The following is a 13510-nucleotide window of genomic DNA, read 5'->3' as shown; positions in this document are numbered from 1 at the left end:
ATTCAGAAAAAATTTGCAAATTTTTTGGTAATATTCTAATCCAAAAGGGGAATGCCGTGTGACTGGCGAATTACTTGATTAAGACATAAAAAGAAGCGCGTATGAATATATAGCACTTATCATATATTGAGAATACAAGTGCAAAGGGGGATATTGCGTATGTATCGTGGAAAAATCGCTGGAAAAGAAGTGATTATCCATTTAGGAAGACGAGTGAAGACACAGAATGTTGATGTGCGTAAGCTTTATCATACCGTTCTTTCATATGGCGAAACAGCTTTTCAAAAAGGACAGCAGACGTTTTGTATTTACAATGATCATGTAGGGATGATCGTCGCTGAACTGGAGCAGCATGATGTTCCTGTTATTCGGGTGGATTATGTTATTGAAAACCAAAATGTTTACGAGTAATTCCAAAGTGTATACAATCTTTCTAATCGGACGCGCCAAAGGATGGCGAACATCATATGTGGGAGCAATGGAAGAAAAAGCTGTGAACGAAGGTGAATATTGGCTGTCGTTTAGCATGTTTATTTAACATCATCCACCGAGAGGTCTCTCAGCTCATAACGGGGTGGGGATGCGGGGTTTTGTCTCGCTCCATGTTGCCTTTGCGCTAGATCAATCATGTAATGGAAAGATGAAACGGGCGATATCCATCAAACACACGATCGGAAGGCAAGTACAACCACTTGCCTTTTCGTTATGAATCGGCTTGATAAAGGCTAGAACAGTCCCCATCAATGGTTCTGTGAAGCGGCGTGGCTCGACCATCCGCTCGTTTCTTAGACCGATGGACGGGATGAAACGAGCGGGATTTGTTTGGAGTTTTGTCATGCATTTACCTCATAGAGGGACGCCGTGGTTTGTCTTTGATCGTCGATTTTCTGAAGATGATTCTCACTATCTGCCAATTGCATGTTGGCGGATAAATTTTATATTGACAAAATGGTTTTTGTGGAATAAATTAGAAAATAGAAAGTGATGGAAGCGCTGTCATTTTCTCGATAAGCGCTCAGACCTTTGCTTAAATGGCATGGGTCTTTTATCTTTTTTTTGCTATATAGACAAGAAAATGAAACAAGATCGGAGTGACAAACGTATGTTATATCGTTCACATTAATAAAGAAAGAGTATAAAAGATAATGTAAGAGGTGACAAGAGGATGCTATTGCGGAAAATGATGTCCAAACTAGGTGTTGGTTCAGCATATGTGGATCTGCTTTTAAATAAAAATATACTTCATCCCGGAGATGTGATTGAAGGGCAGCTGTATATTCGCGGCGGCACAGTGGAGCAGAAAATTAAGAAGCTTGATGTCGATTTTGTTTGCAAAATGCTGCGAGATGGAAAGGAAGAAGATACGGTCATTGCGACCATTCCAATTGCTGGGGAGTTTATCATTAAAGAGGAACAAAAAAAATTTTTGCCTTTTGCCTATCAAATCCCTGAAGATATTCTTCCTTCGCAGCTGGGGGTTTCATATCGCTTTATCACACGTTTGCACATCGAAGACGCGATTGATACATTAGATTTTGATTACATTCAAATTGTGAAAAAATAAAAGTGTTGACAACGCTTACATGATTTGCTGCCTTATATCAATTCGGAAACCCACACATACATCTCGAATGGATCGAGGAATGTGTGGGTTTTTGTTTTTTGGTTTATCAATTATGCAAAGAAGCATAGAGTAAGAGATAGGGCAAATGGATTGCCATCCTTCATCCCTTTGTAATCACGATCTAGCCAGCATTGTGCGCAAACGTCTTTTTGACTCCAGCACACACTCCATTGTCAAAAATGATGAGCAAAACGACTCTGGCTGACTTGGTCATAAAATGGGTGACTCTTTGTCTTTTCCAAGATCCACACATCAGTCCCAAGAATCGGTTTGGTGTTTAGGGAGATAGCCGTCGAAAACAACGACAGATAGACAGGAAAACGTTTAATATATACAGGAATGGCGATCATCCGTTGATCGGTTGCTAATAAAGATGGCGAATTCCTTGAAATAATAGCTTAGTCGCTTCTTTTGGATGCAGCGGTCTGCTGAACAAGTACCCTTGCGCTTCTTGGCAACCTTTTTCTTCTAAGTAACGAAATTGATCGAGATGCTCGACCCCTTCAGCGATCACGTTCATTCCAAGGTGGTGTGCCAGCGAAATAATGGTCGTTGTAATCACGCTTCCGTAGTAAGAGCGGGGACAATCGGCGATAAAAGATTGGTCGATTTTAACCGTATCCACATCCAGCCGCTTTAAGTATGCCAGCGATGAGTAGCCTGTCCCAAAATCATCAATGGAAAGCCGCACGCCAATCTCTTTCATCCGCATTAAGTTATTTAAGATGATCGGTTCATTATAAATCATAAGGCTTTCGGTAATCTCAAGCTCTAAATATTCTGGCGATATCTGCTTTTGTGAGAGAATGGCTTCCACTCTTTTGGCAAAATGCTGGTCTTGCAGTTCTTTCACAGAAATATTGACGGCAATTCGAACGGGCGGCAATCCAATCTTTTTCCATTTTTCATGCTGTTCACACGCCTGGCGAATGACCCATTCGCCAATGGAGACAATAAAGCCGGTTTCTTCTGCTAAAGGGATAAATTCACTTGGAGGAACCGTACCGTGAACGGGATGATACCAACGGACAAGTGTTTCCATTGCGCGAATTTTTGTCGTTTTTACATCAATAATGGGCTGATACACAATAAATAACTCGCGATTTCGAATGGATTTATGTAAATCTCCTAGCAAAATGAGGTCCGGCAATTTTTTCTTTAAGTGATCATCTTGGAAAACATAGTAATCGTTTTTGCCCTTTTGTTTTACTTCATACATCGCAATATCGGCATATTGAATTAATGCATCTACGTTTTCACTATGTTGCGGATAAAGGGAAATGCCGATGCTAAGCGTCAGAAATAATTCTAAATCGTCAATTTGGACAGGATCTTGAAACATTCGCAAAATACGCTGTGCTATGTCGATTGCCTGCTCTTGATGATCGAGGTTGGGCAAAATAACGGTAAATTCATCGCCGCCCATTCTTGCTACTGTGCCGCTATTAGCCACACATTTTTTAATTAAATCCGCTGTTTTTTGCAATACTTGATCGCCAAAGCTATGGCCAAGAGAGTCGTTGACATATTTAAAGCGATCGATATCCATATATAAAACGGCCGCCATTTTTCCGTTTTCCCTGGCTTTCTTAACGGCAGCGAGAACGAGTTCAGGGAACAATCGCCGATTGGGCAAACCAGTTAACGGATCGTAATAAGCCATTTGCTGGATGCGTTTTTCCCGTTCCTCACGCTCTGTCACATCTTTTGCAATCACAGAAACGCCGATAATTTTTTTATTAATAAAAATCGGAATCGAGGTGGCGTTTAAATATAAAATCGTTCCTGTTTTATGCTGAATACGAAAATCGACATGGCGGGAGTAGCCTTCTGCTGTGTTGGCAAATGCTTCAATGGTTTTCGGCCAATCCTCTCCTATGACTAAATCATGCAATGTCATGCTGAGCAATTCATGACGAGAGTATCCGGTAATTTGCGCAGCCGCGCCATTAGCCGCAAAAAATGTTCCATCTAAATGGAGTGAAAATACAGCATCTTGATTGTATTCAAATAATGATTGATAATGCTGGCGGCTTTCTTGAAGCTCCTCCCGCATTCGAGCTTGTTCGATGGCTAGGCCTGCTAAGGATGAAAATGTATAGATGAGATCCATATCTTCAGTATCGGGCTCACAAGGCTCGCGATGATACATAGCGAAAGTTCCAAGCACTTTTTTTGTTGATGAAAAAATGGGAATGGACCAGCAAGCTCGCAATCCATGCGATCGAGCTAACGCTTGATAACGTTGCCAGAGCGGGCTTGTTTGAACATCAGAAACGATCACAAGATCACGCTGGTATGCTGCTGTGCCGCAAGAACCGGCGTTCATTTTTACCTCCATTCCATTGATCGCTTCAACATAGTCAGCAGGCAGGCTTGGCGCAGCGGCATGATAAAGTTTTTTCGTTTCATCATTTATTAATAGGATAGAACAAAGAATGTTGGGACGGATTTCTTCGACGGTACGGGAGATTTCAGTTAATATATCGGGCAAAGGAAGTTCTTTCGCAATCAATTCCAGCACCTTCTTTTGTCCGGTAAGCAGCTGCCTTGCTTTTTTTTCTGACGGGATGTGATGGCACGAAATAAGAAAAAGCGTTTTTCCGTCTTCGCCGGTCATCTGAGACATATTTTGTTGAATCAATATGATTTCGCCATTCTTTTTTAATGCTCTAAATTCAAGGGAATGAATGTTATTTGGCTGATGAAGGAACAGCCATTTAGCATGGTGCCTTACCCTTTTCCGGTCTTCCGGATGAACGAGCGCAAACGGCGATGTTCCAATCAACTCCGTGCGCATATACCCTAAGTAGCGCGCAGCAAATTCGTTGACATCTACGATATCCCCGTTTTCATCTAAAATGAATTGCATGGCAGGCATAAAAAAATAGAATCGCATATAGGACGAATCGTATGAGCGGATCTCCATAAACAAAGCAACCCCAATCTGTGTAAGTGTATGTGTATTTGTTCACTTCATTTTCATAGACTGCCAAGCAATGAATCGAAATGGTGTCATTGCGTAAATAACGAAAAGATGAAAGCAAGCGATTCTTAGCTGCGCAGCCGTTGGTTTAGAGAATGATAAAAACGAGAGTTTCCCCAGTCCCCGTTAGTTTATGTACACCTGAGAGGTCGATTTTTCAGCGAGCCTAGAGATGACGTGACATAAGACAAAATGATAGAAATGCAACTGAAAGATGGAATAGTCACTGGAAAATCGACGATCTAAGGGCAAGTTGGTGTGGACTTGCCTTCGGTACGCGAATGAGATAAAGGTCGCAGCTGAACAACACCGCTTTAAGACCTATTAACAGGCTGTGAATCGATTCGTTCCCCGAATTGTATAATGGCTGGAAAACCCTATTAAGCCCTTAATATAAGCTGCTTTTAGACTCCTTCTTTTGCCTGCAAAACGTTCAGCGATTCGGAAAATGGATAGCTAAAATGAATCAGCTTCCATCTCTTCAATCCCCAAGCTGAACAAATGATGGCTTGAGGATATGTCCATGCATATGAGTATGCGGAAATGAAAGGAAGGACTCTGCTATACTGCACGTGTCAATGCTTCAACAGCGAACAGAAAAGCGAGGACCAGACCGTTTTCATCGAGAAGAATGGAGAGCCTTTTGCTTTTTAGCGATAGCAATTGAGCCAATTCCATGTCGTAAATGCCGAAAAACTCATTTGCTAGATTGGAAAAAAGGCTAGACATCATGCCGTTTAGCCTATTTCAAATCGCATCTAATTACATATTACCATGTTTTTTTTCGATTTTGTCGAAAAATAAAGAAGGAAAACGCTTAAAATCAAAAAATTCAGTTATATGAATAAAAATTTAAGATGAAACGAGTTAGCTCCGAAAAAGAAAGGGACACAAACCTCATATAACAACTAATAATATCAAATCAAACTATGTTCTAAATAATCAATATATAACTTCCATCCATGTCAACAAAAGTGAATCAAATCCTACTTTTTTGCTTGTAACCGCTTTCGAAACGGATTATAGTAAAATTGGGTGAATAGTATGACAAATAAAAAATGGACGATTAGCTTAGCCGTTTTGTTTTTTCTATTTCTCTATGTTTTGATTCAATTTGTGGTTTCGACGCAAAAAATCGAAAAAACGGTTGAGCAATTGCGGCAAACGGTTCGTTCTTCACCGGCCCTTCCTCATTTCGTTTTGATTTCCCAAGAATTTGATAATTTATATTGGCGAGAGGTTGAACGCGGGGCAAAAGAAGCAGCCAAACATTATCATGTCAATGTGGAATATATTGGCCCATTGAGGACCAACCTGGATGAACAAATGAAGCTGTTAGAAAAAGCGATTGCGTCCCGCGTTGACGGCATTATTGTCCAAAGCTTAAACGATGTGCGGTTTACCCCGTTAATTAACAAAGCGATGGCACAAGGAATCCCAGTTATTACAATTGATACAGATGCCCCTCTCAGTCGCCGCCTTTCTTATGTCGGCACAAACAATCTTGAAGCGGGAAAGTTGCTTGGTCAAGCAGTGATTTCTAGAGTGAATGGTAAAAAGAAAATTGGGGTCATTATTGGAAGTGATATGTCAGCGAATCAGAACCTTCGTCTCGAAGGCTTTCGCTCAGTCATTGCCCAAAATCCATCATTGTCGATTGCAGCGATTGCTTCCTCCAATATTTCGCGAATCCAAGCCTCGATTCAAACAGAAAAAATGCTGCGAGCGCACCCTGATATCTCGGTAATGGTTGGAACGAGTGCCTTAGATGCTATTGGAATTCTAATGGCGACGAAAAATTTAAATCGCAAGGATGTTCAAATTTTTGGGTTTGATAATGTCACAGAAACGCTGCAAGCGATCCGCCAAGGACAAATTGTGGCCACGATTATCCAGCAGCCATATGATATGGGGTATTCTGCTGTTGAGTTAATGGTTAAGCATTTATCAGGCCAGCACATTGAAAAAGAGCATTTTACAGCGATAAAAATCGTGGACAAAACAAATGTTCAGCAGGAGGGAACGGAATGAAAATACGCATGAAACTGTTTATTTTTATCCCTCTGCTTGTACTGCTTTTAAATGTGATCGCCTTTTTTATTTTTCAAAGCGGCAAAAAAGTGCAGGAAAGCTACGATGTTATGATGCAGCGCATTTTTTTATATAAACAGGTTTCGTCTGAAATGCAAGAAAATTTGCGCTTTTTAAGCGGTTATATGATTCATCAGGACGAAAAAAACTATCGCCTGCTTGTGAAGCATCGGCAGCGGCTCGAAGATTTGCAGCAGCAGCTTAGCCATCGCAAACTGCAGGGAAATGATGCTTTAACTCTAGAAAACTATAAACACATGATAGGAGTGTTTATCGAGTTAGAGGAATCCATTGTACAGATGATGGTAAACAAACAGCTGTCAGATTATGCAGAACCCTATAATGAAATTGAAAAGGTATCAACGTTTATTCGCGAGGATAGCCAGGCGCTTGTTGATTTAGAATTAAGCGCCTATCAGCCTGTTTATAAGCAGATGTTAATCAATATTGGGAAAATGAATGAGCTTGGCAGAATATTATTTGTTTTAACAACGCTTTTAAGCATCGTTTTTGCCATCTGGTTATCGCGAACAATCGTGATTCCAATTCATCGGCTCGTCTTTGCCGCCAAGCAAATTTCGGCTGGAAAGCTGGATGCGCATATTCCGCAAATGGATGGGAACGACGAAATCGGACTTCTAGGGCAAACCTTCCAGCAAATGATGGAAAACTTGCGTACGTTAATCTCGAAAAATATGGAAATATTAGAAAAAGAAAAGCTGGTCCGAGAATTAGAACTGAAGGCTCTGCAAAGCCAAATTAATCCGCATTTTTTATTCAATACATTGAATGTGATTTCCAAGCTCGCTTATATCGAAGGGGCAGAGCAAACGAGCGAACTGACCATCTCCACTTCGAATTTATTGCGTTACAATCTGCGCAAGCTTGATGAGCCTGTTACATTGCGAGACGAGGTGGCTCATGCTAAAGAATATTTTGCGATTCAAAAAGCGAGATTTCGCGACCGAATTATGTTTCAGCTCGACATTGCTGAAGAATGTCTTGGACAAGTCATCCCTTGCTTGACGCTGCAGCCGCTTTTGGAAAATGCCTTTGTTCATGGCATTGAAGGAATGGAGGCTGGTGCAGTGATTCGCTTATCTGTTCGTCAGAAGCGAGATCGCATCCATGTTGTAATAAGTGACAATGGAACCGGGATGGAAGAAGAAGTTCGCCAAGCGATTTTGCAATCGTCATCTTATTCATTTTCTAAAAAGGGACATTCGACGGGGCTCGGAATGGCTAACGTTTTGCGCAGACTTCGATTATTTTATGGCACAGAAGACATTGTCGATATTTGTAGCGCGCCCAATAAAGGCACATCCATTATTTTGATGTTGCCAAAACGAGAAGGGGGAGAGAAGGATGTACAAGCTGCTAATCGCTGATGATGAGCCACTTGAAAGGGAGGGACTGCAATTAATGATTGAACGGCTGCTGCCCCATCAATTTGTTATTTTTCATGCTGAGCATGGGCGCAGTGCCATTCAACAAGTGGAACAGCACAAGCCTGATATTGTATTTATGGATATTAAAATGCCGGGAATTCATGGACTGGAGGCCATTGCCGAAATTCGCAAAACACACGCGATGATGAAAATCGTGATCGTCACCGCCTATGATTATTTTGCATACGCAAAAGAAGCAATTTCGCTGGGGGTTAGCGAATATTTACTAAAGCCGGTCAAAAAAGAGCAAATTGTTTCGGTGCTCAAAAAATTGACAGCGGAAATTGACGCTGAAAGAAAAGCGCGCGAAGCGGAGCTTGATACAAAAGAAAAGCTGGCAAAGCTATATGCTCTCAGCGAGTCCACCTTTACTCTTTTTTTGATGGGGCATATTGCCGATTTTGATGAAAAACAAATGATTCCAATGGAAATAGAGTCTGGTTTTGCTTTAGCTGTTCAATTAGAATCGCTGCCTGAACGCCCCGAAGCGCTGGAAGCCATGAAGCACCATGTTCACGGGGTGGGGTATTGCTTATGCAGCCCACTTATAGACCGTCAGTTTTCTATTTTTTTCAAATCTGATGATCATTGGGAGGGAAAAACCGTTTCGTTTGCGCAAAAACTTATGAAACAGCTTGAAAAAATACTGCAAATAAGAATTAAAATAGGAATTGGCACCATTCAAAAAGGGATCATAGGTTTGAAGCAATCGTATCAAGAAGCCGCCGCCGCTCTTTATTATTTGCCGGTGTTTGGACGGGTTCAGCATATTGCTGATGTACCATTGACTGCAAGCGCAGAGGAATGGAAGCCGCTGGCAGTAGACAAACAGCAATCGGTAATCGAACAGGTAGAAGAATTTTTGCAGGAAAATTACGATCGGGACCTTTCGCTTGAAGAGGTGGCACAATCAGTCCATTTGACTCCGCATTATTTCAGCAAGCTGTTTAAAAAACAAACCGGCCAAACCTTTAGCGACTATGTGACAGGATTGCGCATTGAAAAAGCGAAGCAGCTTTTGCGTGACGCAAGCTTGAATATAAAAGAAATATGTTATGATGTCGGCTATAAAGATCCCAACTATTTTAGCCGCGTCTTTAAAAAAATAACGAATATGACTCCAAAGCAATATCGGGAGCACATTGACAGACGATCATCATAGATTGTCTGTATTTTTTTGTCTCATGACAAAAAAATGCTATCCATTCCGCCAATCACGGAAATAAAGTATGGCATTTGTGCGATGATCGGACAAAGAAATGAAGAATGCTAGAAGAAAACGCTTTCTTTGATCATGCTATGATTAATTTGAAAATTAGGGAAACTTTTAAAGGGGGAATACAGAGTGAAATGGTGGAAACAGGCGGCAAAAGGGGCAGCGGTGTTTGTGCTGGCATCCGCGCTCACGGCATGCGGCGTCGTTTCATCGGGAAATGAAACCGCTGACAATGCAAAGAAAAAAGATGATAAGATTGTGATCGGCTTTTCGCTCGATACATTGAAAGAAGAACGGTGGCAGCACGATAAAGAAATGTTTGAAGCAAAAGCGAAAGAGCTTGGTGCAGAGGTAAAAACGCTTGCGGCCAACAGCGACGATGCAGCCCAGTTAAGCCAAGCTGAACAGCTGATTTCCGAAGGCGTCGACGTTCTTGTGGTAGTGCCGCATAACGCAGAAGCATCCGCTGCGATTGTAGAAAAAGCGCATAAAGAAGGAATTAAAGTGATTTCGTATGACCGACTAATTAAAAATTCAAATGTCGACTACTATATCTCTTTTGATAATGTGCGTGTTGGCGAAATGCAAGCAAAAGCGATTGTGGAAAAAGCGCCAAAAGGAAATTATGTATACATCGGCGGTGCAGATACAGACAACAATGCTCATTTATTCCGCGAAGGGGCGATGAATGTATTAAAACCACTGGCGGAAAAAGGAGATATCAAGATTGTCTACGATCAGTTCTCTAAAGATTGGAAGCCTGAAGAAGCTCTCAAAAATATGGAAAATGCGTTGACAGCAAACAATAATAATATTCAAGCCGTTATTGCGGCGAACGATGGAACAGCCGGTGGTGCGATTCAAGCTCTCGCTGCTCAAGGGCTGGCAGGAAAAGTACCAGTTTCCGGTCAGGATGCAGAGCTGGCAGCGCTTCAGCGTATCGTAGAAGGAACACAAACCATGACGGTATACAAACCAATTAAAGAAATTGCGACAAAAGCGGCGGAAATGGCAGTAGCGGTTGCAAAAGGGGAAAAAATTGACACGAACCAAACCGTTTCTAATGGTAAAATTGATGTTCCATCTGTGCTGTTAGATCCAATTGCAGTCACAAAAGATAATATTGTGGAGACGGTCATTAAAGATGGATATCAAAAGCTTGAAGATGTATTTAAAAATGTTCCAAAGGATCAATGGCCGAAGCAATAAAGCCGCAGAGGAGGGGAATTGGCTTATAGGGCCAGCCCCTTCTTTTTAAAGGAGATTGATAGCACGGGAGTGAGGCACATGTATGCGTTAGAAATGATGGATATTACCAAAGAATTTCCCGGCGTAAAAGCGCTTGATCGTGTCAGCTTTAAAGTGAAAAAAGGAGAGATTCATGCTCTTTGTGGTGAAAATGGTGCGGGTAAATCCACCTTAATGAAAGTATTGAGCGGGCTTTATCCAGTTGGAACATATTCCGGAACCATCCGCATTGATGGCCAGGAAGTCATGTTTCGCCATATTGTTGATGCTGAGAAAGCAGGAATTGCTATTATCCATCAAGAGCTTGCCCTTGTCAAAGAAATGACCGTCGGTGAAAATCTGTTTCTTGGACGTGAACCTAAAAAATTTGGCATAGTCCAATGGGATGAACTGTATTATGAAGCGGAAAAATGGCTGAAAAAGGTAGGTTTAGACATTGCCCCGCAAACCAAAATGCAGTCATTAGGGATTGGCCAGCAACAGCTGGTCGAAATTGCTAAAGCGCTGGCCAAGCAAGCGAAAATTTTGATTTTAGATGAGCCGACAGCGGCGCTTACAGAAAGCGAAGTCGAAATTTTGTTAGGCATTTTGGAACAGTTGCGGAGTCAAGGGGTCGCTTGCATTTATATTTCTCATAAAATGCCGGAAGTGTTTCGCTTAGCCGATTCGATTACCGTTTTGCGCGATGGCAAATCCATCGCCACATTATCTAGAACAAAAACGAATGAGGATCAAATCGTTTCATTAATGGTTGGCCGTGAATTGACGGAGCGTTATCCATATATGAAACGGAATCCCCAAGAAGTGGTATTAGAAGTTAAACATTATTCAGTTTGGCATAAAGACAAGCCAATGAAAGTCAATCACGATATTGATTTATCCGTAAGGAAAGGGGAAATTGTCGGTATTGCAGGGCTGATGGGAGCCGGTCGTACAGAACTGGCAATGAGTTTATTTGGCGCTTATGAAGGAAAAGTAGAAGGAGAAGTATGGATTGAAGGAAAGAAAGTGCGCATCCGTACTGTGCAGGATGCGATTCGTGAAGGGATCGCGCTTGTTACCGAGGATCGAAAACGTCTCGGACTTGTGCTCGGGATGGATGTCAAAGCTAATACAACTCTTGCAAGCTTAAAAAATATGAGTAAATTCGGCGTCATTAATCAAAATGAAGAATTAAAGTGGAGCCAAAATTATGTCCAGGAGCTTAGAACAAAAACCACTTCATTGGAAACACCAGTCGGAACGCTGTCAGGAGGAAACCAGCAAAAGGTCGTTTTGGCGAAATGGCTGATGGCTAAACCGAAGATCTTGATTTTGGATGAACCGACGCGGGGGATTGATGTTGGAGCTAAATATGAAATTTATCATTTAATGAACAAGCTTGCTGAGGAAGGTGTAGCCATTATCATGATTTCATCAGAGCTCCCGGAAATCCTGGGAATGAGCGATCGTATTCTCGTTATGCGCGAAGGCCGGATCGTTAAGCAGTTTACTCACGAGGAAGCAACGCAAGAAAATATTATGATGGCAGCGACAGGAGGGAAATAGTATGGAAGCAAAAACGGTCATCCATAACGAACATACAGTGGAAAAGAAACGGGATCCGATATGGGGGAAAATAGACATTCGCGCCTATACGATGATTGGCGCGTTAGTGGTGATTTGGATTTTTTTTGGCTTTTTAAATGATACGTTTTTAAGTGCGCGAAATCTTTCTAACTTATTTACGCAAATGTCTGTTACTGCCATTTTAGCGATTGGTATGGTATTTGTCATTGTGGCGGGACATATTGATCTTTCCGTTGGTTCCATTGTCGGTTTAACAGGAGGACTTGCCGCTATTTTGAGCAACTGGATGGGCATGCCCACAAGTGTCGTCATTTTAGGTACACTCGTAGCCGGTGCGTTGATTGGAATGCTGCAAGGATGGCTCGTTGCCTACCGAGCGATTCCAGCCTTTATTGTAACACTGGGTGGAATGATGGTGTTTCGTGGTGTGCTCATGGGAATTACGAAATCGACGACTGTTCCTATTTCAGACGCTAATTTTATTGCGTTAGGGAGCGCTTATTTCACCAATGGCTTTGGAGTCGTTTTAGCAGTGGTGGCGATTGCAGCTCTTGTGATTTCAACGATACAAAAACGGCGGTCGCGGCAGCGTTACGGTTTTTCTGTAGCTCCCCTCTCTCTTGAAATGGCAAAAGTAATGGCGATCAGTGCCCTTATTGTAGCATTTGTATTCACAATGAACAGCTATAAAGGTATTCCGTTTCCGATTATCTTTGTTATTGGCTTGGCGCTTATTTTTTCGTTTATTGCGAATAAAACAACGTTTGGCCGCCATGTGTACGCGATTGGCGGCAATGCGGAGGCGGCGCGTTTATCCGGAATTCATATTCAACGTCATACGATGATTCTATTTGTTTTTACGGGTTTGCTGTCAGCCATTGCTGCTATCGTACTCACTGCTCGTCTTTCATCAGCCACCATTTCAGCAGGGCAAATGTATGAGCTTGACGCCATTGCTGCGTGTGTCATCGGTGGAACCTCGCTTGTTGGTGGATCAGGTACGATCATTGGAGCAATTATTGGGGCGATGGTCATGACCTCGCTTGATAATGGCATGTCGTTATTAGGAATGGAAACATTTTGGCAGTATATAGTGAAAGGAAGCATTCTTGTTCTCGCGGTATGGATTGATATTGCTAGCCGAAAAAAACAGGCTCGTTCATAAAATGAGCCAGATCATCAATCTTCAACAATTGGGAAAACAAACCTTTTGGTAGAATGGAATGATAAATATCACGTTTTTAGCTTCCCCTCGGCGATCAAAGCGGTTCTCGTGCCCAATAGCCGAGGGGATTATAGTATGTTTATAAAGATGGAACGAACGATGT

At 42.0% G+C, this 13510-nt stretch carries 9 protein-coding genes; 8 read left to right on the top strand and 1 reads right to left on the bottom strand.

Annotated elements, in window-relative coordinates:
• Positions 1-159 precede the first annotated feature (159 nt).
• Positions 160-411: a hypothetical protein gene (locus GFC28_RS05165; RefSeq protein WP_044745255.1), complete on the top strand. Its 252-nt coding sequence runs from the start codon at positions 160-162 to the stop codon at positions 409-411.
• A gap of 754 nt (positions 412-1165) precedes the next feature.
• Positions 1166-1564 carry a sporulation protein gene (locus GFC28_RS05155; protein ID WP_044745253.1) on the top strand — a complete coding sequence of 133 codons (399 nt, stop codon included), beginning with the start codon at positions 1166-1168 and terminating at the stop codon, positions 1562-1564.
• A gap of 424 nt (positions 1565-1988) precedes the next feature.
• Here GFC28_RS05155 and GFC28_RS05150 read toward each other — a convergent pair whose 3' ends face one another.
• The gene (locus GFC28_RS05150; protein ID WP_044745252.1) at positions 1989-4553 is read right to left on the bottom strand and encodes an EAL domain-containing protein; all 2565 of its coding nucleotides are present in this window, start codon (positions 4551-4553) and stop codon (positions 1989-1991) included.
• Positions 4554-5654: 1101 nt separating this feature from the next.
• On the opposite strand from GFC28_RS05150, the gene GFC28_RS05145 reads away from it, so the two are divergent.
• From GFC28_RS05145 to GFC28_RS05120, 6 genes are all read left to right on the top strand, one after another.
• Entirely contained in the window at positions 5655-6641 is a 987-nt protein-coding gene (locus GFC28_RS05145) for a sugar-binding protein (RefSeq protein ID WP_044745251.1), read from the top strand.
• Entirely contained in the window at positions 6638-8089 is a 1452-nt protein-coding gene (locus GFC28_RS05140; protein WP_044745250.1) for a sensor histidine kinase, read from the top strand. Before GFC28_RS05145 ends, GFC28_RS05140 begins: the two co-directional genes overlap by 4 nt.
• Positions 8067-9311, top strand: coding sequence for a response regulator (locus tag GFC28_RS05135; protein WP_044745249.1), 1245 nt, complete (start codon positions 8067-8069; stop codon positions 9309-9311). The genes GFC28_RS05140 and GFC28_RS05135 overlap by 23 nt, the downstream gene beginning before the upstream one ends.
• A 183-nt stretch (positions 9312-9494) precedes the next feature.
• Positions 9495-10574, top strand: a complete 1080-nt coding sequence (gene xylF / locus GFC28_RS05130; protein ID WP_044745248.1) for a D-xylose ABC transporter substrate-binding protein — start codon at positions 9495-9497, stop codon at positions 10572-10574.
• Positions 10575-10652: 78 nt separating this feature from the next.
• Positions 10653-12161, top strand: coding sequence for a xylose ABC transporter ATP-binding protein (locus GFC28_RS05125; protein WP_044745247.1), 1509 nt, complete (start codon positions 10653-10655; stop codon positions 12159-12161).
• Between the two features lies 1 nt (position 12162).
• Positions 12163-13347: a sugar ABC transporter permease gene (locus GFC28_RS05120; protein ID WP_044745246.1), complete on the top strand. Its 1185-nt coding sequence runs from the start codon at positions 12163-12165 to the stop codon at positions 13345-13347.
• Positions 13348-13510: the final 163 nt, after the last annotated feature.

It is taken from the genome of Anoxybacillus sp. B2M1, from assembly GCF_001634265.1.
Classification (GTDB): domain Bacteria; phylum Bacillota; class Bacilli; order Bacillales; family Anoxybacillaceae; genus Anoxybacteroides; species Anoxybacteroides rupiense.
Note: the sequence above shows the minus strand (reverse complement) of the source record. Positions and strands in the feature narration are given on the sequence as shown.